Source organism: Deinococcus cellulosilyticus NBRC 106333 = KACC 11606, from assembly GCF_007990775.1.
Lineage (GTDB): Bacteria > Deinococcota > Deinococci > Deinococcales > Deinococcaceae > Deinococcus_C > Deinococcus_C cellulosilyticus.
Genome location: NZ_BJXB01000005.1, coordinates 113,023 through 138,957, shown reverse-complemented (window position 1 = coordinate 138,957; position 25,935 = coordinate 113,023). Strand labels below are relative to the sequence as shown.

26 protein-coding genes are annotated in these 25,935 nt (G+C 57.0%); 13 read left to right on the top strand and 13 right to left on the bottom strand.

Annotated elements, in window-relative coordinates; translation table 11 throughout:
* Positions 1–96: 96 nt before the first annotated feature.
* On the top strand, positions 97–1,584 hold the full coding sequence (locus DC3_RS07235; protein ID WP_186815897.1) for a DUF4153 domain-containing protein: 1,488 nt from the start codon (positions 97–99) through the stop codon (positions 1,582–1,584).
* 54 nt (positions 1,585–1,638) lie between these two features.
* On the opposite strand, the gene DC3_RS07230 is transcribed toward DC3_RS07235, so the two are convergent.
* Complete coding sequence (locus DC3_RS07230; protein ID WP_146883498.1) at positions 1,639–2,817, bottom strand: cytochrome P450; 1,179 nt, start codon at positions 2,815–2,817, stop codon at positions 1,639–1,641.
* On the bottom strand, positions 2,814–3,287 hold the full coding sequence (locus DC3_RS07225) for a MarR family winged helix-turn-helix transcriptional regulator (protein WP_146883496.1): 474 nt from the start codon (positions 3,285–3,287) through the stop codon (positions 2,814–2,816). Before DC3_RS07225 ends, DC3_RS07230 begins: the two co-directional genes overlap by 4 nt.
* Before the next feature lie 116 nt (positions 3,288–3,403).
* On the opposite strand from DC3_RS07225, the gene DC3_RS07220 reads away from it, so the two are divergent.
* From DC3_RS07220 to DC3_RS07210, 3 genes are all read left to right on the top strand, one after another.
* Positions 3,404–3,847 (top strand): ATP-binding protein, encoded by a 444-nt coding sequence (locus DC3_RS07220; RefSeq protein WP_146883494.1) that lies wholly within the window; start codon positions 3,404–3,406, stop codon positions 3,845–3,847.
* Entirely contained in the window at positions 3,844–4,632 is a 789-nt protein-coding gene (locus DC3_RS07215) for a tRNA(His) guanylyltransferase Thg1 family protein (RefSeq protein ID WP_146883492.1), read from the top strand. Before DC3_RS07220 ends, DC3_RS07215 begins: the two co-directional genes overlap by 4 nt.
* 109 nt (positions 4,633–4,741) lie before the next feature.
* Positions 4,742–5,044, top strand: a complete 303-nt coding sequence (locus DC3_RS07210; protein WP_146883491.1) for a hypothetical protein — start codon at positions 4,742–4,744, stop codon at positions 5,042–5,044.
* Positions 5,045–5,075: 31 nt separating this feature from the next.
* On the opposite strand, the gene DC3_RS07205 is transcribed toward DC3_RS07210, so the two are convergent.
* Positions 5,076–6,074, bottom strand: a complete 999-nt coding sequence (locus tag DC3_RS07205) for an MBL fold metallo-hydrolase (RefSeq protein ID WP_146883489.1) — start codon at positions 6,072–6,074, stop codon at positions 5,076–5,078.
* Between the two features lie 162 nt (positions 6,075–6,236).
* Here DC3_RS07205 and DC3_RS07200 point away from each other — a divergent pair, with 162 nt between their 5' ends.
* Complete coding sequence (locus tag DC3_RS07200) at positions 6,237–6,710, top strand: MarR family winged helix-turn-helix transcriptional regulator (RefSeq protein WP_146883487.1); 474 nt, start codon at positions 6,237–6,239, stop codon at positions 6,708–6,710.
* 42 nt (positions 6,711–6,752) lie between these two features.
* Here DC3_RS07200 and DC3_RS07195 read toward each other — a convergent pair whose 3' ends face one another.
* Positions 6,753–7,172 (bottom strand): OsmC family protein, encoded by a 420-nt coding sequence (locus tag DC3_RS07195; protein ID WP_146883485.1) that lies wholly within the window; start codon positions 7,170–7,172, stop codon positions 6,753–6,755.
* A 379-nt stretch (positions 7,173–7,551) separates the two neighbouring features.
* On the opposite strand from DC3_RS07195, the gene DC3_RS07190 reads away from it, so the two are divergent.
* From DC3_RS07190 to DC3_RS07165, 6 genes are read left to right on the top strand one after another with little or no spacing between them, the layout of a single operon-like run.
* The gene (locus DC3_RS07190; protein WP_146883483.1) at positions 7,552–8,394 is read left to right on the top strand and encodes a UbiA family prenyltransferase; all 843 of its coding nucleotides are present in this window, start codon (positions 7,552–7,554) and stop codon (positions 8,392–8,394) included.
* Positions 8,391–10,880 (top strand): PEP/pyruvate-binding domain-containing protein, encoded by a 2,490-nt coding sequence (locus DC3_RS07185; RefSeq protein ID WP_146883481.1) that lies wholly within the window; start codon positions 8,391–8,393, stop codon positions 10,878–10,880. Before DC3_RS07190 ends, DC3_RS07185 begins: the two co-directional genes overlap by 4 nt.
* Positions 10,877–11,968 carry a BtaA family protein gene (locus DC3_RS07180; protein ID WP_146883479.1) on the top strand — a complete coding sequence of 364 codons (1,092 nt, stop codon included), beginning with the start codon at positions 10,877–10,879 and terminating at the stop codon, positions 11,966–11,968. The genes DC3_RS07185 and DC3_RS07180 overlap by 4 nt, the downstream gene beginning before the upstream one ends.
* Positions 11,969–11,976: 8 nt before the next feature.
* Positions 11,977–13,230, top strand: a complete 1,254-nt coding sequence (locus DC3_RS07175) for a diacylglycerol/polyprenol kinase family protein (protein ID WP_146883478.1) — start codon at positions 11,977–11,979, stop codon at positions 13,228–13,230.
* Positions 13,227–14,135, top strand: a complete 909-nt coding sequence (locus DC3_RS07170; RefSeq protein WP_146883476.1) for a GNAT family N-acetyltransferase — start codon at positions 13,227–13,229, stop codon at positions 14,133–14,135. The genes DC3_RS07175 and DC3_RS07170 overlap by 4 nt, the downstream gene beginning before the upstream one ends.
* A gap of 59 nt (positions 14,136–14,194) precedes the next feature.
* Positions 14,195–15,511: a sensor domain-containing diguanylate cyclase gene (locus tag DC3_RS07165; RefSeq protein ID WP_146883474.1), complete on the top strand. Its 1,317-nt coding sequence runs from the start codon at positions 14,195–14,197 to the stop codon at positions 15,509–15,511.
* A 206-nt stretch (positions 15,512–15,717) separates the two neighbouring features.
* Here DC3_RS07165 and mnmE read toward each other — a convergent pair whose 3' ends face one another.
* The 4 genes from mnmE to DC3_RS07145 all read right to left on the bottom strand — a co-directional run bounded on the left by mnmE (position 15,718) and on the right by DC3_RS07145 (position 18,508).
* Positions 15,718–17,025, bottom strand: coding sequence for a tRNA uridine-5-carboxymethylaminomethyl(34) synthesis GTPase MnmE (gene mnmE, locus DC3_RS07160; RefSeq protein ID WP_146883472.1), 1,308 nt, complete (start codon positions 17,023–17,025; stop codon positions 15,718–15,720).
* Positions 17,026–17,159: 134 nt separating this feature from the next.
* Positions 17,160–17,408 (bottom strand): hypothetical protein, encoded by a 249-nt coding sequence (locus DC3_RS07155; protein ID WP_146883470.1) that lies wholly within the window; start codon positions 17,406–17,408, stop codon positions 17,160–17,162.
* On the bottom strand, positions 17,408–17,929 hold the full coding sequence (locus DC3_RS07150; protein WP_146883468.1) for a GNAT family N-acetyltransferase: 522 nt from the start codon (positions 17,927–17,929) through the stop codon (positions 17,408–17,410). The genes DC3_RS07155 and DC3_RS07150 overlap by 1 nt, the downstream gene beginning before the upstream one ends.
* A gap of 120 nt (positions 17,930–18,049) precedes the next feature.
* A complete protein-coding gene (locus DC3_RS07145) occupies positions 18,050–18,508 on the bottom strand; it encodes a DUF4258 domain-containing protein (protein ID WP_146883466.1) in 459 nt (152 codons plus the stop codon).
* 508 nt (positions 18,509–19,016) lie between these two features.
* Between DC3_RS07145 and DC3_RS07140 the strand changes: the two genes are divergently transcribed.
* On the top strand, positions 19,017–19,883 hold the full coding sequence (locus DC3_RS07140) for a GNAT family N-acetyltransferase (RefSeq protein ID WP_186815896.1): 867 nt from the start codon (positions 19,017–19,019) through the stop codon (positions 19,881–19,883).
* A gap of 56 nt (positions 19,884–19,939) precedes the next feature.
* Here DC3_RS07140 and lepB (DC3_RS07135) read toward each other — a convergent pair whose 3' ends face one another.
* The 4 genes from lepB (DC3_RS07135) to lepB (DC3_RS07120) form a co-directional block, all read right to left on the bottom strand.
* Positions 19,940–20,641 carry a signal peptidase I gene (lepB, locus tag DC3_RS07135; RefSeq protein WP_186815895.1) on the bottom strand — a complete coding sequence of 234 codons (702 nt, stop codon included), beginning with the start codon at positions 20,639–20,641 and terminating at the stop codon, positions 19,940–19,942.
* The gene (locus DC3_RS07130; protein WP_146883460.1) at positions 20,638–21,270 is read right to left on the bottom strand and encodes a permease prefix domain 1-containing protein; all 633 of its coding nucleotides are present in this window, start codon (positions 21,268–21,270) and stop codon (positions 20,638–20,640) included. The genes lepB (DC3_RS07135) and DC3_RS07130 overlap by 4 nt, the downstream gene beginning before the upstream one ends.
* Positions 21,267–21,593, bottom strand: coding sequence for a PadR family transcriptional regulator (locus DC3_RS07125; protein ID WP_246130585.1), 327 nt, complete (start codon positions 21,591–21,593; stop codon positions 21,267–21,269). The genes DC3_RS07130 and DC3_RS07125 overlap by 4 nt, the downstream gene beginning before the upstream one ends.
* Positions 21,594–21,673: 80 nt before the next feature.
* A complete protein-coding gene (gene lepB / locus DC3_RS07120; RefSeq protein WP_186815894.1) occupies positions 21,674–22,402 on the bottom strand; it encodes a signal peptidase I in 729 nt (242 codons plus the stop codon).
* A gap of 39 nt (positions 22,403–22,441) precedes the next feature.
* On the opposite strand from lepB (DC3_RS07120), the gene mqnP reads away from it, so the two are divergent.
* Positions 22,442–23,305 (top strand): menaquinone biosynthesis prenyltransferase MqnP, encoded by an 864-nt coding sequence (mqnP, locus tag DC3_RS07115; protein WP_246130583.1) that lies wholly within the window; start codon positions 22,442–22,444, stop codon positions 23,303–23,305.
* 3 nt (positions 23,306–23,308) lie between these two features.
* Here mqnP and DC3_RS07110 read toward each other — a convergent pair whose 3' ends face one another.
* The gene (locus DC3_RS07110; RefSeq protein ID WP_146883456.1) at positions 23,309–25,672 is read right to left on the bottom strand and encodes a PD-(D/E)XK nuclease family protein; all 2,364 of its coding nucleotides are present in this window, start codon (positions 25,670–25,672) and stop codon (positions 23,309–23,311) included.
* Between the last annotated feature and the right edge of the window lie 263 nt (positions 25,673–25,935).

Here is a 25,935-nt window from a genome sequence, read left to right as displayed (position 1 = left end):
AAACCCTGCTTTTGTGATCATCTTCTCATTCCACCTCATGCACACATCATGAGTTAAATACACATGATGTGTAAGTTACTCATGACGGAGGGGTTTATGAATTCACACCAATCGGCCATTCCCAGACGCATCACCCAGAATGCCATCCTGATTGCACTGGTGATGGGCCTGATCGTGCACCACCTGATGGACACCCCGGGGGTGGGCCTCAACCTGCCCCTCAGTGTGCTGACCCTGATTCTCGGACTGAGGGTGATGGCCCAACTCAACCGCATTCCAGCACGGGGGCCAGGACAGCCTCTGTTGTGGACAGCCCTGCTGTTCAGCCTCACTTTTGTCTGGCAGGACTCCACTGTGCTGCACCTCCTCAATGGGTTTGCGCTGCTGGTTTGCCTGAGTCTGGCCCTTCCAACCTTTCGCGAAGGCAGGCTTGCCCGTGGGGGTGTCTTTCATTACGTGGTGATGTGGGTGGGAAGTGCCCTCAGTGTGTTTGTGGGCGCACTGCTGCTGATCTCAGAAACCCGCTGGACCCGCGAGAAGACAGAGCCTTCCACCTCCTCTGGACGCAATGCAGCCCTGCTGAGGGGTGTGGTGATCACCGTTCCGGTGCTGCTGGTCTTCACCCTGCTGCTCAGAAGTGCAGATGCCGCGTTCAACAGCCTGCTGGATGGGCTTTTCAGCTGGAACCTCAGTGCGTTTCTGGTGCAGGTGCCAGGAATTCTGGGAACCGCATACCTCGCCCTGGGAAGCATGCACCTCTCCCTGCTGAACACCCCCCTTCCCGAGCCTGCTGGAGACCTGCGCACCATGGTCCGTCTGGGCTGGACCGAGAGCAGCATGCTGCTGTCTGCCCTGACCGTGCTGTTTGTGGCCTTCATCGGGGTGCAGTTCGCTTATTTCTTTGGAGGGCAGGACCAGATCACTGCCCTGACCGGACTGACCTACGCCGAATATGCCCGCAAAGGTTTCTTTGAAATGATCTTCACAGCCACCCTGATGCTGGGCCTGCTCTTGCTGGTTTACCGCCTGCAGGACAGCAAAGTTCATCTTCTGCTGCTGTACAAGGGACTGAACCTGACCCTGATCCTCTGTGTGCTGGTGATGCTGCTCAGTGCCTGGAAACGCATGATGCTCTACGTCTCGACCTACGGGCAGACCGAAGACCGCCTGCTCACCCTGATCTTCATGGTGTGGGTGGGTCTGGTGCTGGTGTGGTTCATGGTGATGCTGTTCCAGAAAACCTACGACCGTTTCACTTTTGGCTCCATCGTGCTGGGTCTGGTGCTGATTGCGGGCATGAATTTTCTGCAACCCACCCGCATCATCGTGCAGACCAACCTGAACCGCGAGCTGCCACTGAGCCCGGAGGACTGGAGCCACTTCAGAAGGCTGGGAGCAGATGCAGCCCCACTGGTTCTTCCCCGGTTGCAGAACGCGCCCAACTGCAGAACGGTGCTGGAAAGCTGGCAACAAGACCTGGCAGAGAAGCAGGACTGGCGCAGCTGGAATGTCAGGCGCAGTCAGGCCACAGAGCAGATGGATGCGGCAGGAGATGTGTGTGCCAGAGAGCCTGACCCTTCCTGATCCCCTCTCCAGACCTGCTGGCCCTCCCCCTTCGCAGAGGGCCAGCAAAGAAGTTCAGCCAATTTCCATCTCGAATTTTCGCAGTTCGTAACTCTGGATGAGTTCCACCCAGGTCATCTGGGGGGCCTTGAACTTCACAGGCAGGCGCAAAAAGCGCATCAGGAAAATGTCCGTTTCCTGTAAAGCCAGGAAGGCTCCAGGGCAGCGGTGGTGTCCATCTCCAAAGCTCATCACCGGAGCCTGCACCCCTCTGGGCAGGTCCCGGTGGGGGCACACCTGTCGGGCGTCTTCTCCAACCGTGCGCGGGTCCTCGTTGGCCCCATAGACGTGAAGGGCCACCAGATCGCCTTTTTTCAGCTGGAAGGTCTGGTTGTCGCTGGTGAGTTCCATGTCTCCCTGCATTCTGCGAAACAGCTGTCCCACCACAGGCTCCACCCGCAGGATCTCTCCGAGGATCGCCATGCGTTCCTTTTCAGAGGCGACCAGATAGCGGTCTTTCAGGCGGGGTTGTTCGAGCAGGTGCCAGGAGGCAATCTGGATGAATTCACGGGTGGTGACCATGCCTGCAGCCCCATACGTGATGCATTCGGTCAGCACCTCCATGTTCGAGTACCCTTTGCCCAGCACATGGCTGATCACGTCCTCTCTGGGCTGGATCATGCGGGCTTTGATGGCTGGTTTGACATCTCTTTGATAAAAGTGGAAGAGTTTGACCTGATTGGTCAGAAAGCGCATGATCTGCACGTACTTTGGAGCGTCCCGGTTGGCATCCTGCTGAAAAAAGGCCCCGAGCCGCTGCGCCATCTGATCCGGGTCACTTTCGGTGAGGCCCACCACCTGGGCGGCCACCCGCACAGCAATGCGCAGACTGATGTCACTCAGGTCAATTTTCTTTTTCTGAACGGCTTCCTGCAGGAAACGGTCAATGCACGCCTCCATCATGCTGCGGTATTTTTCCACCGTGGTGGGTGAGAAGAAACGGGCCACTTCGGTGCGGTAGAGGTGGTGTTCTTCCCCATCTGCAAACAGCACAGGCTGGTTGGTGAGGCCTTTCATGCCCCGCACCGATTCGGCCAGAAAGCCTGCCTGGGTGGTGACATCGCTGCGCAGGATCTGGCGGGCCTCTTCGAAGCCGTAGATGTGCCAGTTGCCTTTCACATCCCTGGACACCCGCTGGGTGGGGATGGGTTCACGGTTGGTCTTCTGGGTTCCGCCTCTCAGGGTCTGGGTCATTTCAGGTCCTCCTGCGCGAGTTGGGAGAGCATCTCCATCTGGTTCACGAATGTTTCGGTGTCCTGAAGTTGCATCAGGAGCGGTGAGGTGGCATCTTCGGTGAGCTCAAGGGCCCTGAGCTGGGCTTCAAGCCCGGCATGGGTCACCCTGAACTGCATGCGTCTGGCGTCTTTTTCATCCACCTGACGTTCAATCAGGCCTTTTTTGAGCAGGCGGTCCAGGGTACGGCTCACCTCGTATTTGGGCAGCAGGATGTGCTGGGCCACCTCGCTGGGGTAACTGGTGCCTGCCGCCAGATAGGACAGCACAATCAGTTCTCGCAGGTCCATTTTTTCCTCGTTTTGCAGTGTGGATTCCACCCGTGCCACCAGTGCCTGTCCCACCAGCCAGTATGCACAGAGAAAGCGAAAACTGGGGGTGGTGCGCTGGGTGAAATCGGAAATTTCTGGAACTGCATCATTTGATTGCATATTGCAACTGTAGCAGGTTGCGACCAGAAAACTCTGTAAGCGAGGGTCCGAATGGCAGATGGGCTTACGTCAAAGCGCCCATGCCAGAACCCCCCGGTTTCTGTACAGTGCCTGACATGGAAGTTGTTGTGCTGATCGGATTACAGGCCTCTGGAAAGACATCCTTTTATCAGCAGCGCTTTGCTGCCACCCACCTGCACCTCAGCAAAGACCTCTGGAAGCACAACAGGCAATTCAAACAGCAAAAACAGCTCAGAGAAGCCCTGGAAAAAGGACAGTCGGTGGTCATCGACAACACAAATCCCACCGTGCAGGACAGAGCAGGCATCCTGCAACAGGCCAGAAATGCTGGTGCGAGCACCACCGGGTATTACTTTCAATCGAAGCTGGAAACCTGCCTGGAACGCAACAGAAAGCGTGAGCGTGTGGTTCCAGAGGTGGGCGTCAGGGCCACCAGCAGCAAATTGCAGCTGCCTTCTTTGCAGGAAGGGTTTGATCGTCTTTTTTACGTTCAACTGCAAGCGGGTACATTTATCGTCTCACCCTGGGAGAAACCATGAAAAAAAACAAAAAAACCGATCTGGACAGCAACATGCGCCAGAAGGAGTACTTCCATGGGCTCACACTGGTCCCAGGCATGTGGGTGGTGGTCCGTCTGGATGGGCGTTCATTTTCAAAATTCACCCAGAAGAACTTCCAGAAGCCTTTTGATGCTGCCTTCAAAAACAGCATGGTGAAGACCGCAGAAGCCCTGATGGAGGACCTGCATGGTTTCTACGGCTGGACCTCAAGCGATGAGATCTCCATTCTGCTGCCTCCCACCTGGGCAGGATATGGGCGTTCACTGGAAAAAACCCTCTCGCTTTCTGCCAGTCTGGCAGGCAGCACCTTCAGCCTGCAGGTGGGAGAGGCGGTGCAATTTGACAGCCGCATCTGGCTGGGAGCCAGCCTGGAGGACGTGCTGGATTATTTTCTGTGGAGGCAGGAGGACAGTGCGCGCTGTGCCCTGCAGGGGTGGGCCTACTGGACCCTGCGCCAGTCTGGAAAATCGGCCCAGGAAGTCACCCGAATGCTGAACGGGACGGATGCAGCATTCAAAAACGAAATGCTTTTCACGCACGGGATCAATTTCAACAGCACACCGCTCTGGCAACGCAGAGGAGTGGCCCTCTACAGAGGACAGGCAAAGAAGCAGGGCTTCAATCCTCTGACCCATGAGGAAGTGCTGGTGCAAAGGCAGGTCCTGATGCAAGAAGACCAGCTTCCCATGAAAGAAGACTACCGTGCCTTCCTGCTCCAGCGTCTCTCACAGGCTGTTTCTCATCCAACTTCCAGAAACCCCTGATCCAGAAACACCAGAACCCCTGCTAAAGTGAAGCTGTATGAAAAAAATTGCTCTGATGATGTTTATCTGTTCTATTGCTGCAGCTCAATCCTCAAAAGATCCCTACCTTGTGGAAATCAGACCTGAAGGGGACAGAATTGGGATTGTTCTGCACGAGAAGCCGTATCTGGTCAAATGCAGCGGCAATCGGGTGCAGGTGCAGCCAGTGGGAACAAAACAAAACATGTTCGCTCCCTTTGTTGCTTATGACATCTCCAGCCAGAAATTCACCCTGGACCGGACCACTCCCCAGGAGCACCCCAACAGGCTTGTGATGTCCTGTGCAGGGCGGGGGGTTCATTTTGCGGCTGGAGCCCACCTCAAACTGGTCCATCAAATCGAACTGAATCCTGAAGTTTTTCAGAGCCATTGAATCAGACCCTCTGCCTGGCACAGAGGACTTTTTACAGGGGCCAGTGTTCTGAAAACCTGGTGTTTCTGAAAATCTGTCGAGCCAGTTCCAGCATTTCACGCCAGGTTTCTGGTCGGTAACGCTGGGACACATGGAAGAGCACCAGTTCTTTCGCGCCAGCATCCTGTGCCAGCTGGGCCGCCAGTTCTGGTGTGGTGTGGTGGTTTTTCAGGGCCAGTTCCAGGTCAGAAGGGTGAAACTGGCTTTCACAGATCAGGGTCTCGATGCCCTTTAAAAAAGGAATGAGCTTTGTTCTGGCCACCTCATCAATCAGGAGGTCGGTGATGTAGGCCAGAGAGCCCTGTTCCCGTTCCACCAGCAGGGCGGCCCTCAGGTCCTGTGTAGGGTGAGGCTCACCTGCAATGTCCAGCGTTTCCTCCTGGTACTGCGGATTTTTCAGGTGTTGCATCCAGGGTCCAGGCCTGAGGCCCATTTCGTTCAGTTTCTGCATGTCGATGTTGGTTCTGGGTTTCTCCTGCACCCTGTACCCCAGGCTGATCCCATGGTGGGACAGGGGGATCACCTGAACCGTATATGCCTCGTGCTCCAGAATCACACCAGAGTGTGGCCGTGCAGGCTCAGGATGGGCCACAGAAAAAGCTTCATGGGCAAGGAAGCGGGTGGTCTCGATGTGGTCTTCATGCACATCGTGGACCAGCCATTCAGCGTCGAGATCTGCGGCATGGTTCCACCAGAAGCCCTGAAAACGGTGCTGCAGAATGCGTGCAGTCTCGGGTGGTCCCCAGATGTGGTTTTCTCTGCTGGTGCGATTGAAAACGCCTCGAAAGAAACTGTCAAATCCAGCGATGTGGTCCATGTGCAGGTGGGAAAACATCAGGTGGTCAATGGCCTGCAGGTCTGAATAGGGAATGCCCTCCAGAACAGCTTCTCCACAATCAAAGAGGATGCGGTGGATGCTCTGACTGGTGTTGATGGTGGAAAGCACAGCGTTGTCCTGGCCGGGCTGTCCCAGAATGGAAAAATGAATCATGGTTCGCTCCAGTGCGAATTGGGGTGGTCTGACCCTGTGCTTAAAGTTTAAAGTCTGGTGCAAAGGGAAACCACAGCCAGAGCGCTTAGGCCACTTTCGTGGCAAACAGGACTGTTGAACAATATTCAATTGGAAACAATTGAATTGTCCTATAATCAGGGCATGAGTGAACTGCAGCAGACTTCCAACCCCGGCGAAGCTTTTGCAGGCCTGGAAGACCTGCTGTGCTTTGATGTTTACGCAACCTCACGCCTGATCACCCGGGCTTATCAGCCTTTGCTGGAACACCTGAACCTCACCTATCCGCAGTATCTGGTGATGGTGCTGTTGTGGGAAGGCAAGGAGCACACCGTGAAATCCCTGGGCCTCAGGCTGGAGCTCGATTCCGGGACCCTATCTCCCCTTCTGAAAAGGCTGGAGCAGATGGGCCTGATCACCCGCACAAGGCTGAAACACGACGAGCGTGAAGTGGGGATTGCCCTGACCGATCTGGGCTGGCAGAAAAAACAGGAGGCCCAGGAGATCCCCGGGCAGATGGCCTGCATGATGTGCATCACCCCTGCCCAGGCAGCATCCCTGCAAAAGCAGTTGCGTGACCTGCGGGAAGCTTTGAAACAGGTGAACCTCAGGGAATAGAAAAAACCTCCAGAACATTCTGGAGGTTTTGACTTCTGGCGCTTACAGGACTTTGATGTCCAGGGTCATTTCAGGAACGGCGGCAAGGAGTTTGGAGATGGGGCACTTCTCCTTGGCTTCCTGGGCGGTGGCGCGCAGGTCCTCTTCGCTGATGCCGCTCACCTGGGCTTCGAGGAACAGTTCAATTTTGGTGACGGCAGGACCCGCGCCGAGGTGCACCTTGGCGGTGGTGTGCAGCCTCTCGGGGTTCAGGCCTTTTTCGCTGAGCAGGGCACTGAGGAACATGGTGTAGCAGCCAGAGTGGGCTGCAGCGATGAGTTCTTCAGGGTTGGTGCCCTTGCCATCTTCAAAGCGGGAAGCGAAGGTGTAACCGCCTTCGTAGACGCCGCTTTCCAGTTTGAGGTGGCCTTTGCCTTCTTTGAGGGTTCCGTTCCAGGTGGCTTCTGCGCTTTTTACGGGCATGGTGTTCTCCTTTGGTGTTTCGTGAATGAACGGGAAGGTGTTTCCTTCCTCTGGGCACCTATATTAATTGCATACAATTGAATTGCTGTCAATAGGATGCGCCTGGAAAGCAGTCAGCCATCAGCCTTCAGCAATACGGCAGAAGGCTTGCTGCAGCGCAGAAAATACTTCTGGCAAGCTTTTTCTGCACAGTATTTCCCAGAATCTCCCGTTCTTCAAACCAACAAAGAAGAATTTCAGCAATTCATTCTGTTCCTTTTGCTCAGCAAACGCTTCAGCATTTCAGGCTTTCTGTGCTGAGGGCTGAATGCTGACCGCTGATGGCTCCCACTGTGACCGAAAAAAATATCCTCAGCAAAGTTTTTGTTACTGTTAAACCATGCAACGCTGGCTGACGTACCAGAAAGAGCGTTTTCCGCTGCTGGCACACTTCCCCCTGGTGCTCCTCACCACCTGGTCCGTGCTGACCTTTGCCAGCGATCAGCCTGTCCGGCCCGGTGGGGTGCTGCTGGTGGCCCCCCTGATTCTGGGCCTGTTTTTTCAGCTGCGGGTCTTTGATGAGTACAAGGACTTTGAGGAGGACCGGCAGTACCGTCCTTACCGTGCGGTGCCCAGAGGCCTGATCACCCTGCGAGAACTCCGCAATGTGGCCCTTTTTGTTGCAGGGGTCCAATTGACCGCCACCTACATCTGGAATTACCCCTCCCTGACGGTGCTGCTGGTCTGCTGGATCTACATGATCCTGATGGGACTTGAGTTCTTCAATCCGGCTTTTCTGAAGAAACAACCCCTGCTCTACATGCTTTCCCACCTCCCCATTGTCGGCCTCATCCAGCTTTATGCTGCGAGTTTCGTGTGGGATCTGGAGTGGCCCAGACAGGCCTGGGTGCTTTTCATTGTCAGCCTGTCCGGCGGGGCACTCCTGGAATTTGGTCGCAAAATCCGGCCTCCAGAAAAAGAAGAGGTGGGTGTACAGACCTACAGTGCCCTCTGGGGCATCGAACGGGCGCTTTTCACCTGGTTTCTGGCTGGAAGTGTCGGGGTCTTTGCCCTGGGTTATTTTCACGGAGGATGGGTGGTTCTCTCGGTTTTTTATCTGCTGATGTTTCCTTTCGCCATGCTGGCCGCCATTCGCAAAAGTGCATCCCTGCTGAAATACGTTGAACTTTTCAGCGCCCTGTGGATTGTGCTGATGTACCTGTCTTTAGCGAGGTTTCCATGATCCTGAATTCCCAAGAAGCATCCTCACACCCTGTGGGTGGCAAAGCCAGAGCCCTGGCCAAACTCGGTCAGGCTTTCCCCATCCCAGCATGGCTGGTCATCCCTCCAGACGCATTCCAGTTGCTTTCAGACGAACAGAAACAGGCTGTGGTAGAGGGGAATTTCTCAGGCATTTCTTTTCCTGAGTCTCTGAAAAACAGCCTGATGCAACACCTCTCCCACCTGAAAGGGCAACTGTGGGCCGTGCGTTCCAGCGCACTGGATGAAGATGGAGCACAGGCCTCTTTTGCAGGCCAGTTTGATTCTTTTCTGAATGTCCCCACCGATCAGGTGCCGGAACACGTCCTGAAGGTCTGGCATTCCGGTTTTGCAGCCAGAAGTGAGGCCTACCGCAGAGAACAGGGCATGACGGGGGGCAAAAGAGTCCCTGCGGTGCTCATCCAGCGCATGGTTCAGGCTGAAACTGCCGGGGTCTGCTTCAGCGCCGATCCCGTGACCTCGGATCGCACCCGGTGTGTGATCTCTGCCATCCAGGGCCTCGGGGACCGTCTGGTCTCTGGTGAGGAAGACGGACAGACCTACACCCTGCTGGACAGTGGCGAGATCGAGAAACCCGGGAACCCCATCCTGACCGATGCACAGGTCCAGCAGATTGCTGCCCTTGCCCGAAAAAGTGAAGCCTTTTTTGGGATGCCACAGGACATTGAGTGGGCCATCGAAAAAGGGCAGGTGTTCCTGCTGCAGTCCAGACCCATCACCACGCTGGAAACCGTAACATGGTGGGACAACAGCAACATCATCGAGAGTTACAGCGGGGTCACCACCCCCCTCACCTTCTCCTTTGCCTCCCGGGCCTACCGCACCGTGTACCGCCATTTTGTGCGCATGCTCGGGGTGCCTGAGCGCAGCATCCTGCAAAACGGCCATGTGTTCGACGTGATGATCGGACTGGTGCAGGGCCGCATCTACTACAACCTCAGCAACTGGTACCGGGTGCTCGGGATGCTTCCGGGATTCAGCATCAACCGCAGATTCATGGAGCAGATGATGGGTGTTGCAGATGGCATGCCGCCAGAACTGAAAGTGCAGACCTCCAACGGTGCCCTGCGAGACACCCTGTACCTGCTCCGCACAGTGGCAGGACTGGGCTGGACCTTCAATCAACTCCCCGGGTCCCGTGCCCGTTTCTACACCCGGCTGAAAAAGCAACTGGGGGTTCGCAAGCACCTTCCGGCCATGAGTTACGGTCAACTTGCCGACCATTACCGCACCCTGGAAGCCGAACTCCTCAACCGCTGGGATGCCCCCCTGTCCAATGACTTTTTTGCCATGATCTTTTATGGGGTGCTCAGGCAACTGTGCAGCAAATGGCTCTCGGACAGCGGCGGAGCCCTGCAGAACGATCTGGTGTCCGCAGAGGGCCAGATGATCTCTGCGGTTCCAGCGCAGAAACTTGAAGAGATGGCCTCCCTCCTGAGAAGTGAACCCGGGTTGCTGGAAGTCTTCCAGCAGGGCTCCAGAGCAGAAATTCTGCAGGCCCTTGGGGCAGCACCTGAACTGCAAACCCAGTTTCACACCTACCTGCGTGAGTTCGGGGAGCGCTGCCTGGATGAGCTGAAACTTGAGAGCCTCACCCTGCAGGATGAACCCGAAATGCTCGCCCGCATGGTGGCCCGTCTGGCCCTCACCCCGCCTGTGGCCCATGACGCCAGGGCCCGCCGCGAGCAGGCAGAACAGATCGCCCGTGAAAAACTGAGCGGCTGGAGGGAACGCCTGTTCTTCTGGGTGCTCAGGCATGCCAGAGAATGCGTGCGGGAAAGGGAAAACATGCGCTTCGAGCGCACCCGGGTTTTCGGGGAGGCCCGCAAGATCTTCCGCAGCATGGGCGCACAACTGGTCAAGATGAACCTGCTGGATGACCCGGAGGATGTCTTTTACCTGACCGTGGATGAACTGCTGGGTTACGCCGAGGGCACCGCCGTGACCCTGAACTTCAGGGTGCTGGCCCAGGCCCGCAAAGCAGAGTTTGAGGTGTACCGCGCCCAGCCCTCTCTGCCCAGGCGCTTCAGGTCAGCAGGCAGTGTGTACCGCCAGAGCCTGAAACCTGCAGGCTCCTCCTCCCTGTCGTCCACCGAAAGGCAGGGCATCCCCTGCTCTCCCGGGGTGGTTCGTGGGACCGTGCGTGTGGTCCGTGACCCCCGCACCATCAACCTCTCCGAACCCACCATCCTGGTGGCCGAACGCACCGATCCTGGCTGGATCATCATTCTGCCGCTGGCCCGTGCATTGCTGGTGGAACGGGGAAGCCTGCTTTCCCACTCGGCCATTGTTTCGCGGGAACTGGGCATCCCTGGCATTGTGTCGATTCCAGAAGTCACCGCATGGCTGCAGGACGGGGACGAAGTGGAACTGGACGGTTCCACAGGTGTGGTGAAACGCATTCGCCGGGCAGGAGAGGGCCAGGCCCTGCAGGAGGAGCACGCATGAGCAGCCACATCGAGCAGAAAGCCCGCTTTGACTTCATCCGCTACGCCCAGGTCTGGGAAGACGCCGACATCCTGCTGGAAGCCCTGAAACCCCTGTCTGGAGGCAGGTTTGTGTCTGTGTGTTCCGCAGGGGACAATGCCCTTTCCATGCTCACCCTGAACCCCCAGGAAGTGGTTGCCCTGGACCTCAGCGAGGTGCAGACCCTGTGTCTGGATTTCCGCATTGCTGCCCTCAAAACACTGTCCCATGAGCAACTTCTTGAAATCATTGGCTCAGTGCCTTCAGACCGCAGGCTCGGGCTGTACACCAAAATGAGAAAAGCCCTCTCGCCAAGGGCCCGGCAGTTCTGGGACCTGCAGGAACACATCATCCGTGCAGGGGTGGGCAGCGGCGGCAAGTTCGAACGGTACTTCTCCACCTTCCGCACCTTCATCCTGCCTTTCCTGCTCTCTGGATACGACATCCGGCAACTGTTTCACCCGAAAAATCACGCTGGACGACAGGTGTTCTTCGAGACCCGCTTCATGAACTGGCGGTTCAAACTGCTGATGCGCCTCTTCTTCTCCAGAACCGTGATGGGCAAACTGGGACGGGACCCGGAGTTCTTTGCCTTTGCAGAGGGCAACCTCGGCGACAACATCATCAAACGCACCCGGCATGCCCTCGTGGAACTCGATCCTTCCGAAAACCCCTACCTGCACTGGATTCTGACCGGACGCCACGACCAGACGCTCCCCTTCTGGCTGCGCCCGGAGAATTTTGATGTGATCCGCAACAACCTGGACCGCTTGCGGTATGAGGTGTGCAGTCTGGAGACTTTCGTGCAGCGCGAGGAGGGTCTGTGGGATGGTTTCAACCTCAGCGATGTCTTCGAGTACATGCCAGAAAAAACCAGTGATGCACTTCTCACGGCGCTTGCAGAGCACACCCGCCCCGGAGGCCGACTGGTGTACTGGAACATGATGGTGCCCAGGGACGGCGCCAACCTCCCCCACCTGCTCCGGCCTCTGGCAGAACTGTCCCAGCAGTTGCACCATCAGGACAGAGCTTTCTTCTACTCCCGGTTTGTGGTGGAAGAGCGTGTGTAAAGATCCCCATGCCTAACGTCCCCATTGTCCTGCTGATGCTGGTCGGCTGCATGCTGGCCCTGAAATGGTGGCAGAAACGGGTCAATCCGCACCCTGAGCTGGCCCGCAAGTTGATGCACATTGCAACGGGTCTGGTGGCCCTGACCTTTCCGGTGCTGCTGCAGGACTCAAAAGCCGTCTGGCTGGCCTGCAGTCTGGCCATCATCATGCTGCTGCTGCAGAAGTTCTTCAAGCCCCTCAAAGCCCTGGGGAGTGTGCTCAACAGCGTGGAACGGGTGTCCCTCGGAGACGTGTATTTTCTGATCAGCATCGCCCTGATCTACCAGCTGGCTCCAGAGCCCATCTATTTCATGGTTCCCGTGCTGGTCCTGACCCTGGCAGATGCCCTCGCTGCCCTGATCGGGGTGCGTTACGGGCAGACCCGTTATTTCGTGGCCAAAGACCAGAAGAGTCTGGAGGGAAGTGCGGCTTTTTTTCTGGTGGCTTTCCTGTCCACCCACATTCCCCTGCTGCTCTCCAATGCCACAGGTCGGCTGGAATCCCTCCTGATTGCCGTGCTGGTGGGTCTGGTGATCATGATCATCGAAGCCATCTCCTGGGAAGGTCTCGACAACCTTTTTATTCCTTATGGCACCCTGGTGGTTTTGCGGGGTCATGTGGGTGATCCACCCATGACGATGGTGTATGACCTGCTCGGGCTTCTGGGCATCGCGCTGGTCACCATCAGCCTGAGAAAAAAGACCCGTCTGGACCACGGGGGCCTGATGGCTGCCATCCTGATGGGCTTCATCGTGTACAGCATTGCTGGGGTCAAATGGCTGGTGGCTCCGGTCATTCTGCTGGTCTGCTACATCGTGCTGCGAAGGCCCCTGGGGATGCACAGCAGTTCAGTCAAAAATGTGGCGGTGGTGTGCATCCCTCCCACCATCTGGATGCTGATCAGCATTTATGGAATGGCACCCGTGCCCACCCAGCCCCTGTTTTACGTGTATTCGCTGTCCATTGCCACCCAGGCCGCCGCCATGAGTGGACGCAGCCTGCCCGATTTGAGGCAGGTGATGGGTTCAGTGCCCCTGATCGTCCTGCTGTTTTTCACCCCTTACCTGGCTCTGGGAGGTCCTTTTTCAGTTTCCCGCCTGCTGGTTTTCGTGGTGGCCTGCCTGCTTCCTGCAGTGCTGTCGTACCGGCTCAGGAAACGCAGCCTGGAGTACCACAGTGCGTTTGCCGCCTTCTCGTCTCTGCTTGGACTGGTGATCTTATGACCCTGCATGTGAATCCCACCCTCCCTGAACACCCCGACCTTCCCCCCCGTGCGGGTGCTCCTGCCCCTTCTGTGCTTTTTGGCTTTGAGGAAAATGGGCACATCACCGCCAGAGCGGCCCTGTGGGACTCTGGTGCAGTTGGACATTTCGATGCCCTGAGTGAGGAAGGAGCCCTCGCCGTGTTGCACGCCGTCAAAGAAGAGGCCCAGCAACGTGGGCTGTCTTCGGTGGTGGGTCCGATGAACGGCAACACCTGGTTCAAATACCGTCTGGTTTCAGACTTCGGAGATGGGAAGCCTTTCTTTGGTGAGCCCTGGCAACCTTCACAGTACCTGTCTTATTTTCAGAAGGCTGGATTTCAGGAGGGCTGGCATTACCTGTCCAGCAGTGCCCCATCGGACGTGCAAGATCCCAGGTTTCAGGATCTGGAGGAGAAATTCCGCCAGCTTGGGGTGACCGTCAGAGGGGTGCTCCCTGAGAAGCTCGAACAGGACATCTCCAGCATCCACCAGCTCAGCCTGCAGGCTTTCCAGGGCAATCCCTTCTTCTCCCCCATCCCTGAACAGGTGTTTCGCAGCCTTTACCTGCCTGTTTTTCAGCAATTGCCGACTCAATTCATCTTCCTGGCCGAACATGAGGGACGCATGGTGGGGTTTTTTCTGGCCTACCCTGATCCGCTGGACAGAAGCCGCATCATTGCCAAGACCATCGCGGTCGTTGCTGAACGCCAGTATGCCGGGCTCGGACGTTACCTGACAGGCCTCCTCAACCGTGCTGCACAGCAGGCAGGCATCCCGACCATCATTCATGCCCTGATGCATGACAGCAACAGTTCCACCCGCCTGAGTCACATTTATGGAAGTGAGATCATCCGCAGGTACGTGCTTTTCAGAGCAGAATTCTGAAAGAGCCCATCGGGTAACATGAAAAACATCTTGCCCTGCTTGTGCGAAGGAGACCCTGAATGCAGCACCACAGGTACGACGCCCCCGAACAGCACCGTCTGGAAAAACTGCATTCCTACAGCATTCTGGACACCCCCAGAGAAGAAGACTACGACCAGATGGTCGACGATCTGGCTTTCATGGTGGGTGCAGATGGGGCCTACCTGAGCTTCATGGATGAAGAGCGCCAGTGGTTCAAGGCCACCGTGGGCTTCCAGATGACTGAACTTCCCAGAGCGCAGGCCCTGTGTGGTGCCACCCTGCTCACCCACACCCCCCTGATGGTCTTCGACACCACCCAGGAGGACAGGCTCAGACCCAGCCCATTGCTCGATCAGGCAGGGGTGCGTTCCTTTCTGGCCGTGCCTGTCAGCACCCCTGAGGGCCTCTCCATCGGGACCCTCTGTGTCTTCAGCCGTGAAGTCCGCATCTGGACCGTGCGGGACACCGAAATCCTCCGGCGTTATGCTTCACGCACCCTGCAACTGCTGGAGCGCCGACTGGTCCCGGCAGCACGCTCCACCCTTGCAGAAGAAGTTGAAGCCATCCTGCAATACGGAAGCGACGGTTTCATTCTGCTGGACAACACCGAGCATGTCATGGAATTCAACGGTCTGGCAGAAAGCATCACCGGAGTGCAGTGGACCAAAGGAGAGGTCTTCAGCACCACCCTCTTCCTGCACGATGAATCCATCCCCGAAATCCACAAGGGAAACGTGTTCATGCGCTGGGATGGACAGGTGTGGTTCAAGGTGACTGCCGTCCCCCTCCCCAGCCAGGACTGGATTCTGCTGATCATCGAGGACGTCACCCACCACCTGCAACACCAGTTCGGTCTGGAAGCGAAAGTCTACCAGGAGCAGACCCGCGAGGAAGGGGAACGCAACGCCCTTTACGACTACCTGCAGGGCCGCATCAAGGACCACAACTGCTCGGTGGCGTACCTCGACCTTGACGGTTTCCGCAGCATCAACGAAAAACACGGTTTCCAGGTGGGGGATCTGCTGCTCAAACAGGTCGCCATCCGCCTGAGGCAATCCCTGCGCGGACAGGACCGGGTGTACCGCCTCTCCAGAGACGAATTCATTCTGGTGCTCGGAGGGCAACTCACTCCAGACATCCTCTCCATGATTGCCACCCGCGTGCAGAACAACCTGCAAAAACCCATCCATGTGGAACACCAGACCCTCCATGTGACCGCCAGCATGGGCCTCACCCCCACCCTGCCGTCTGAGGGTGTAGACGCCGTACTACAGCGGGCTGAAGCCCTGATGCAAAACAGCAAACAGCAGAGGGCTGGGGGGTTCAGCATTGGGGAAAATCTGGCAGAAGGCTGAAAGCAGGCCGAGAGCAAGGTGAGTTTTCAGATTGATGGTGTCAAGAGGAAATTCAGGAGAGATCTGTGCTCTTGTGCAGTCTGCAAGGCCATTCCAATGCTGAAAGCCAATCTGCCATCAAGTGCATCCATACGCTGCTCCTGCACATCAAAGCAGAAGCATGGGCTTTCGGTTGCGCTCTCGGCTCTCGTCCCTGAGCCCTGGGCCTACTTCCCCACACAGAAATTCCTGAAGATCTGGTCAATGACCTCCTCAGAGACATTTTTGCCGCTCAGTTCTGCCAGATACCCCAGTGCCAGTTCAATTTCATAACTGGCGAGTTCATCCGGGAGGGACAGGGCATTCTGGACATGCTCCAGGGCGAAGGTCACGGCCTGAACCTGGCGTTCGCTGGAGAGCCAGACTTCGTTGCGGGAGGGGTCGCCGAGCAGGGTTTCACGCAGGCGTTCGCGGAGTTCGGGGAGGCCTGCACCTGTGACAGCAGAGACAGGCTGGTAGCGGTTGTCGTGCCAGACCTGCCCGAGATCGATTTTGGTTTGCAGGCGGATCAGGCGTTCCTCGGGAACCGCCACCTCCAGATCTTCTCTGGGCTGTGAGGCGTCTTCCAGCAGGAGCACCAGGTCGGCGTTCTCTCCGAGTTTCAGGGCCCTTTCAACTCCGGCGGCCTCAATGACGTCCTCGGTTTCGCGCACCCCGGCGGTGTCAATCAGGGTGATGGGCACCCCGACGAGTTCCATGTGCGCCTCCAGATAGTCGCGGGTGGTTCCAGCAATTGGCGTGACGATGCTGCGCTCGTAACCCAGCAGGGCATTGAGCAGGCTGCTTTTTCCAGCGTTGGGGCGTCCCAGCAAAGCCAGTCTGGCCCCCTGCTGGGCCATTTTTCCTGCCTTTGCGGTGTCCAGAAGGTGTTGCAGCTCTGTCTGCACTTCCAGAAGTGGGGTGATGCGGTCCTCTTCAGGTACCCCCTCTTCAGGGTAATCCAGCATCGCCTGAATGGCGCTCATGGTGCGGACCAGTTTGAAGGCCATGTCATCCATGCGCTGGCTCAGGGCACCCTGCAAGCCCAGCGTGGCCTGCCTGCGTGCAGTGTCGGTCTGGGCGTGAATCAGGGCATTGACCGCCTCAGCCTGGTTGAGGTCCATGCGGCCTTCCAGAAAGGCCCGGAGGGTGAATTCTCCGGGCTGGGCCAGCCGCGCCCCGAGTTCCACGCAGCGGGACAGCAGGGTTCCGAGCACACTGACCGATCCGTGCGTCTGCAACTCCACCACATCCTCTCCGGTGTAGGAGTTGGGTCCTTTGAAGACCAGCAAAATGCCCTCGTCGATGGTCTCTCCAGCCCTGTCCAGAAAACGACCGTACAGGAAACGCCCCCCTCGGGTTCTGGATGGGACGCGTTTCCCTGCAAAAATCTGGTCTGCAATGTCCAGTGCCCGGGGCCCCGACAGCCTGACAATCCCGATGGCCCCTTCACCCTGGGCGGTGGAGATGGCGACGATGGTGTCCGCTCGAATCATGCCTAGCAGTATAGCTCAGCAGGGTCTGGAAGCTGGATGAGGGGGGCAGAGGACCAAAAGCCGAGAGCCGAGGGCAAAAGGCCGAAATGCTTTTGCTCAGGCTGTGCAGTTGGAGGTCTGAATGCTGACAGCTTTCATCCCTTCAAGCGGTTCTCTTCCTGTTGTCTGGCCAGATGGTCCATGTAGGGGGTGCTGGCAAACATCCTCCCACAGAAAGGACAGTGCCGGATGCTGATGGCGTCATCCTCCAGGCCAGAAGGGTGTGGAATGGCATAAAGGATCACCTCTGCATCAGAGCGGGCAAAGACCAGTTCCAGGATGGCCCCTTCTGAGATGGCCTCCTGCAAATCCTCACAGTCACAATAATGCATGGAGGTGTCCATCAGGCATTCAGAATGGGAGAGAGGTCTTTCCAGACGTAACCCAGCACGGGCAGGTCATGGCCGAACCAGCGCATGCTGTTCTCGGCATGGTGCTGTCCGCCCATGCGTTCATAGAACCCAATCGTGGGGTTGTCTTTCAGGACCCACAAACCCAGGGTCTTCACGCCAGCATCATGAAGTCGCTCCACAGAGGCCTTCATCAGTTGTTTTCCAAAACCTCTGCCCTGGTGGGCTTTCAGGGCGTAAATGGAGGCCAGTTCGGCTTCTGTGCCCAGGGTTTCTTCCGGATGATGCACGGCGTGTGAGAAGGCCACGACTTCACCATCGAGTTCCAGCACCAGCACTTCTCGCAGCTGGTCTCCCAGCCTGCGTTCCCACTGGTTCAGGCGACGCTCGTAGGTCAGCTGGGACAGCACTTCATTTGGGATGCGTCCAGCATAAGTTTCCACCCAGCTCTGCGTGTGGACTTTCGCGATGGCAGGAAGGTCTTTGATTTCTGCGGTTCGAATGATTTGTGCCATGGAAAAAGTATAAGGGGAGAATTTTCTCCCCTTCTGTGTGCGTTTACTGGGTGTGCCTGTCGCGAGGTGAACCTTCTGAGCTGTTGTGCTGATGGCTGACAGCTGACGGCTGATGGCCCTTCAGGAGGAGCGTTTCCACTTGCCTTTCTGCGCACCGGGCCGGACCTGTTTGGTTTTCACCTGACCGTTGTCGAAACGCAGCATCAGGGCCACCCGTGAGCGGCTGAGGATCTGGTGGGGGTTTCTGGGCACGTAGGCGGTCACCACATCAATCCAGTGGTCCTTGTGGTGGAAGTCCACCACCACATGGAGCGGGAGTTTCAGGTTGACCGAGTGGAAGTACCCCATCACCAGCCACCTCCGGTCCTGCGGGTACACCGCCCGGATGCGGCCGGTGTGCAGCACCTGCACAATGTCCGGCTCCATGAAACCCTGGGCACGTGCGTGCTGGATGGCATGCTCGCAGATGTCGTAGCGGCCTTCCCACATCACGTCCCGTAGCGTCTGGTGTGCACGTTTGAGAACAAAATCCCGGGTGTCGATCTCAAGTGCGTCTGCGCGTGTGATCCAATCTTGCATCACGGCACCCCCTTTGAGCGCTGCTCGGCTGGGTTTCCCCTGCCAATCACAGCCATCTGACCAGATCCAGGCCTTGAAAAGGCCTGTTCCAGGGTTTTGAAGCGAAAACGCCCCCCACAAACACATGTTTGTTGGGGGGCGTCTCGTCGTAACCCTAGAGGGTCATGCCATCAGTATAGCGAATCTGCACCTCAGAATAGTAAGAGAACCAACACCAGATCTTAAGATGCAGGCCCCACCTTCCATGAGAAAAGTTTCTACCCGGTGCATTTAAATACCCTGCATTCATGTCACATCTTCTTCAAATTTTAGGGGTAGAATGGGTCTACCTTACGCTTCAGTGATTCAACCGAACACAGGCATTGGCCCTTCAAAGCCCCGTTTTCAGGTTTCTTCTTCTCAAAATCGAGAAGTCCCTGCTGCTTTGTGCCCTGTTCAGGCACCATTGGAAATCAGGTTGTTCGCCTCTTGTCCGTCGGGCACGGAACGCTGCCCTGGGAGAGTGGTCATGTTGATTCGCCAGGTGAAACCCACTGACACCACCGACATTCTTGCCCTGCTGGACTGGATGGATGCCAGTCCCCACCGTGAGGTCTTCAGTCCAGAGGCCCGCACCCCCGAGGACCTGAGCTGGGAGGTCACCGGAGAGCAGTGTCTGGTGCTGGAAGATGACTCCGGTGCTGTCCGGGCTTACGCTTCCCTCAATCCTTACAAAGATGGGTTTCTGCTGGAAGGTCCCCTGGGGGACAGTTCGGATTACACCCGCAGCATTCTCAGGGCTGTCCTGAAAAAAGCCCACAAGCCTGTGTATGCCTTCTGTTCCAACATGAATCAGGAGGTCAGGGGAGCCCTTGAGGACCTTGGCTTTGGTGCCCTGCACTGCACGGATTTCTACAGCATGCCCAGGCCCCAGAAACAGCGCCTCCCCTTCCTGCCAGATGGCATGAAGTTCATGCCTGCTTTCCGGATCAGCTTTCAGGATTACCTGGAGCTGTACCGCAGCAGTGAGGACGTGTGGTCGGAGCGCCTCACCTGGACCGAGGAAAAATACCGCACCCACTTTGCCCAGGAAAATGTGGAGCTGATGGTGCTGTGCAAGGACGGTACGCCCATTGGTTTTGCCGAGCTGGAGTTTGATGATGACGAGGCCACCCTGGCCTACTGGGCTGTTCACCCAGCATTCAGAGGGCAGGGGCATGGAAAACTGCTGCTGCAATACAGCATTCACGATGCCTTCCTGAAGCCCCACATCATGACCCTGAAAGCCCGTGCTCACGACCATGAGTCCAGTGCACGGCGTCTGTATGAATCGCTGGGATTCCGACTGGACCGCAGCGTGATGGCCTACCTCAGAGAGCACCACGAAGAGGCCTGAACTTTTGAACAAAAGACCCCTCAGGTTTTCCTGAGGGGTTCTGGCTGTCTGGGATTTCAGGGTTTGCGCAGGTTCAGCTCACTGGAACCGCTGTACTCCGGTTTGAAACAGGCGTTTGCCACCTCTGTCTTGCGCCACAGCGGAAAGAGCATGTAGCTCACCCTTCCGGCAATGCGGTCCAGTGGGACCGGCCCGAAGAAACGGGAATCCTCACTGCCACCAGGGGAACGGTTGTCGCCCATCACAAAGTACTGCCCCTGTGGCACTGTAAAAATTTTGGTGTGGTACCCGGTCTGGTCATCCGCACGGATGTGGTTTGCTGCAATGGCATCCTGCTGGTTTTCCCAGCATCCCTGCTCTGTCCAGAAGTTCTCGATGGTCCTGAAGTCCACTTCCTCCCCATTCACGAAGACGCGGCCCTGCTCAATGCGCACATTGTCTCCTCCAACAGCCACCACCCGCTTGACGTAGTAAGGAATGAAATGCCACCACGTCACTTCACGGCTGGGGAAAGCCATCCAGGAACTCCGGTGGTCGGCTGGAGGTTTGAACACGATGATGTCTCCCCGCTTGAATTCCCCGATGCCCATGCGGTGCAGAAAGGTTTCGTATTTGGGGATGAACATGCGCTCTCCGTGGCGCAGGGTGGGCAGCATGCTGTTGCCGCTCACGGCAGGAAACGAGAAGACGAAAGTGGTCACCAGGATCACAATGACGAATTCCTTGACCAGATCCCAGATTTTTTTGAGCGTTTTCACTCTGTGCGCACCTGCAATTCTGTCTGATTGTTGCTCCATGTGATGGTGCTGCCTGACTGCTGAAGCTGTCCTGCACCTGTCTGGCATTCAGCAAGCTGATAATGACCATCTGACCACTGCAAATCCAGCACGGTCTGCTGTCCTGATGGACAATCTGCAGCAGCCTGATTGAACACCCGGTATTGCACCACGCCCTGAGCGGAAAGGCTCTGGTCAAGGGTGCGGCCTTCGGCAAGGTGATATTGGATCTTCAGGCCTTTTTTTGCCTCTCCCAGGGTCCCCTGAGCAGGGACAGACTGCAGGGCCTGGGCCGTTTTCTGCGGGGTCTGGGCACGGGCAATGTTCCAGACGGTTCCCCCGAGCAATGCCAGGGTCACGCCCAGGGTGGTCCATCCTGCAGGAAGGGTCCAGTGGGCAAAACTCAGCTTGAGGGCCAGTCCATGCTGGGACCCGAAACGTTCCAGGGCCATGCTTTCTGCCTCGGCCCGGGTGAATCCTTCCTGCTGGTACTGTTCGATGCGGTCCAGCAGGTGGCCTTTCATTTCGGCCATGATCAGGGGGCGTTCAGAGGAAGGAAGACCTCTGGTGGCTTGCAACAGGTACTTTTTCATGCGGTTTGAAAAGGTCATACCCCCCCCAGCAGGCCGTCCATGGCCTGTCGCAATCTGGCCCACTCAAGTTTTTTCTGCTCCAGGGCCTGCTTGCCCGGTGCACTGAGGCTGTAGTAGCGTCGGGGGGCTCCACCCTTCTGGGATTCCTCCCAGGTGCTGTCCAGCCATCCCTGTTTCACCATGCGGTGCAGGGCCGGGTACAGGCTTCCCTCCTTGAAATCATAATTTTCACCGGTGCGGGCCTGAATGCGCTCCAGAATTTCCAGGCCATACGCAGGCCGGTCTTCCAGCACACTGAGCAGCACCAGATCCAGGGCCATCAGTTTGGTGTTTGAATCCATGTGAGTATCTTGCAACACAAGTATCTTGAGAAGCAAGGTAGTTGGATGAGAAAGAAGCCCACAGGGCACCTCTGCACGAGTCAGAAATCCCAGCGTTTCAACAGGTGTGGATACCAGGAAGATGCTCCAGTGAACTTGACAGCACCTGGATATGAAGGCATTCCACAGAGCCCCTGCGCCTCCGGAGCGCGAAAGAGAGGCCACACCACTGCAACAACCTTGTTGTGAATGTCCCGCTGTGCAATCACCCCAAAGAATCTGGAATCTTCACTGCCCTTTTCCTGGCGGGTGTCCCCCAGAACATAGTAATGCCCGTCAGGCACTGTGATTTTCTTCTGTGGCTCCTCACCGGAAAGCATCCCTGTCAGGGCAAAATTGGCCCCTTCACTGCTCCGGTCAAAGCACCCCTGTTTTCTCCAGAAGGCATTGACCTGCGCATCTGGAATGGACCTGTCGTTCACAAAAACCTGTCCCTGCTCAAAATGCACCACATCTCCAGGAAGACCGACAATTCTTTTGATCAAATACGGACGGAATGCAGATCCTACACCCAACATCTGTGCTGGTCCGTACAGCGCTTCAAAAGCTTTTTCTGGCATCTGAAAGTACACCAGATCTCCCCTTTGCAAAGAGCCGGGATAAAGCCCCACCATGCGGTCTCCGTGATACAGCGATGGAGCCATGGAATTGCCCTGAAAAGCCACCACCCGAAAATACTTGCTGATCCCGAAAAACAGATATCCACCCACCAGAATGGCCAGCACCAGAAAAATCCTCTGTCCAATTGATAAACCTGCACGTCTCTTCATGGTTTCCATTTTAGGAAGATTCTGCCTTATGCTTTTAGGGTGCAAGCTAGACTGAAAACCTACCTGGACTTTGTCCGGTTCGAACACACCATCTTTGCCCTTCCATTTGCTTATGCAGGCATGTTCTTTGCTGCACAGTCGCAGGGCAGGTGGCCCACCTTTCTGGAGTTCCTGTGGATCACCCTGGCGATGGCCGGAGCCCGCACCGCTGCAATGGCCGCCAACCGTCTGATTGATGCTGGCATTGATGCAGCCAATCCGAGAACGGCAAAACGGGAAATTCCCAGTGGGAAAATCAAACCTGTTCAGGCGGTCATTCTGACGGTGGTTTCGCTGGGGGTGCTGTGGTTTGCAGCTGCACAACTCAACCCGCTTGCCCTCAAGCTGCTTCCCATCGCCGTGGTTTTCCTGATCCTCTACCCTTACACCAAACGCTTCACCTGGTTGTGCCATGCGTGGCTGGGCGTGACCGATGGAGCCGCAGCAGCAGGGGGCTGGATCGCCATCACTGGAATGTGGCACCCTGGAGCAATTGCGCTGTGGCTGGTTGTCATCTTCTGGATGATTGGTCTGGATGTGATTTATGCCACCCAGGATTATGACTTTGACCGCAAGAACCGGGTGCAGAGCATCCCTGCCCGTTTCGGGATTCCCGATTCGCTGAAGATTGCCGCGTGGTCCCACTTCCTGACTTTTGCCCTGCTGATTTATTCCGGCTACGTGATCGGCACAAGCTGGGCTTTTTATCTGGCTGCAGTGATCATGGGGGGCATCTTGCTGTACGAGCACCGGATCATCAATCCGAAGGACCTGACAAAGGTGAACATCGCCTTTTTTGATGCAAACAGCTGGCTGGCTTTAACCATGCTGGCCGGAACGGTGCTGGATGTGATTCTGCGATGAACCTCACCCGATCCGACACACCTGTTTGAAGGTGCAGTCGAAACAGTGAAACCCTGCGCTGGGGGTGACATCCCCACGGGCCAGGCTGTCTTTGAGGTCATGCAGTTGCGTCCAGGCTTCTTTCACCTGGTTGTCAAAGACACTGCGGCGTCTGGGTTTGCCGTAGAGGTCCCAGGTGTAGAGTTCCACCGTCCATCCTGCCTCCTGAAAAGCCGCGTAGACCCACAGATGCTCCGGGTTGTTTTTCAGGAGGCTCCTGATGTCTGGCTCCTGGGTGACCACATAGATGTTGGCTTTGCGGGTGTCTGGAAAAGGCTGGTAGGCATGGGGCCGGAACCGGAACTCTCCGAGCTTGAAATCCCGGAACACCCGCAGGTTGGGCAGGTCCGGTCTGGGGGGCAGGTTGTCTTTCAGGTGCCTTGCCACCTGCTGCTTGAAGTGGTCCGAGTAAACCCCATCCAGCACAGGCTCGGGTTGCGCCTCCCAGGCGGATTGCCTCAGCAGGCGTTCCATGCGGGTGCGGTCCTGTCTGCTGAAAAGGCCCCCTGAGGTCTTTTCGGTGTGGCTGCTCAGGTAACCCCTGAGTTTGCAGGGCAGGTAACGGGCCAGCATCCAGCCCCTCACTTCACGGACAGGGGGCACTTTTGTCCACCAGTCCGGGGTGCCCAGTTTGATGTCACGGGTGGACAGGGCATATTCCAGCGGGCTCATCGGTTTGACTGGAGGGGTGGTGGGGTGGCCCATCTGGGCGAGCAGTCGGTGGGGGCGCTGCACCCCATCCCGGTCTGCACTGGCGTAACTCAGGGTCACCTGCGGGGCGCGGGTGATGACCTCATAGAACAGGCTTTCTGCGATGCCCCTCATGCTGCGGGGCAGGCCAAGCTGCACCCTTTCTTCTTCGGTGAAGAAGAAATCCTCTTTTTCTTCCAGCAGGTACTGGTGCTCGGTGGCGTTCATCAGCCAGATGCGGGAGAACCGCCTGCCTGTGATCTGCTCGGGGGTCAGGACCCGCACCCCCTCCTGCTGTTCGCGGTTCACGGGCACGCTGGGAAGCAGGGCCATCAGCCAGTCTTCCAGCACGCTGTGCTTCTGTCCTTCCGAGGGGATCAGTTCATAGACTTCACGGGCCATGATGCGAATGGGGTCCCTGGCCTCCTCGGGGTAATGGATGCGGTTCAGCAGGGTTTCGATCCAGTTGATCCAGCCTGTGGCACTGCCATCGGTGGGGGCGGTTTCCAGCATCAGCAGGCTGAGGGCTTCGCGGTTCACCCCTTCAAGAAGATGGGCATGAATGCCGTTCAGGCCTCGCAGTTCGAGTTCTTCTGCAACCCGGTGCAGCCCTTCGTAGTACAGGGCAAGGTCAAAAAGGTCCCGGGTGGGGTAATTGCGCCTGCGGGTGGACAGCAAAGTCATCAGTTTGCGGCCGTGGAAGCTGTCCACCGGGGTTCCGGGCTGTTCGTCGATCAGGGGAATGCGTGCTTCTTCTGCCAGTTTCAGGAGGTGGGCGGTGGCACTTTCTCTGGGGACCACAAGGGCCATTTCACTGGCTGGAGTGCCTTCCAGCAGGGCCGTTTTGACCTGTGCCACCACCTGACGGGCTTCGCGAGTCACGTTGGGGTACACCTGCACCTGAAAAGCAGGCATGAATTTGTAGGACAGTTCGGTGATGTTCGCCTTGAGGTGCTCTGCGTAAGCCTCGATGTCTTTGCGGCCCAGACGGGTCTGGTAAGGGAAAGGGGCACCCACAGGCAGGGTCAGGATCAGGCTCTTTGCGGTGAGCGCCAGTGCACGGATCAGTCGCAATTCCAGCGGGTTCAGTTCGCTGTAGCCATCAATCAGGATGTGCCTGGGACGGCTGGACCACTGCAAGCCATTTTCGAGCAGCACACTGGCCACCTCCCGCACATCATCGAGGTCCATCAGGTTGCGGGAGTGCAGTTCCTGCTGGTATTTCGTGGCAAGGTTGAGGAGCAGTTTTCCCTGGGCTCCCACCTTGCGCCCATCGATCCGCCCGAACATCCCCTGGCGCTTGAGGTCCCCAATGGCCTGGGAATACAGTGCGGCCTCGCCGGGCGTGGGGTAGTCTTTGCGTTCAGACATCAGGAGCCTTCCGAGCAGGGCGACCCGTCCGGGGATGCTCAGGAAGTTCTTTTCATTTCCCCCCTGCTCCAGGATCTCATAGGCCACACTCTGCAGGTCGGTGACCCGCACATTCAGGGTGGGTTGTGCCGCAAGCCTGCGCAGCAGGTCCCCTCTCTGGTGGGGCAGGCAAAACAGGGTAACCCCATCTTTTGCGTGTGTCCAGGCGTGTTTGAGGATGGCCGTGGTCTTGCCACTTCCTGCTGCCCCAACCAGAATCCGCCTCATGGACATATACTCTATTAAACCACCGGGACCTCTGGATGATAAGGCGGAGATCTGCGAATTGGAGTTACAGGGGTTATGTTATATGCTAATTCTCATATGGGTATTACGGATTTTATGATCTTCTCTGGCCGAGAGCCGAGGGCTCAAAACACACTTTGATCCTGGAGGACCTGACCGGAGGGTGAAAAAACAAAATGGACAGTTCAGATCTTTATGGTATCTGAAACGGGCAAAAACAGGAGCATTCAAATCACTGAATCGCC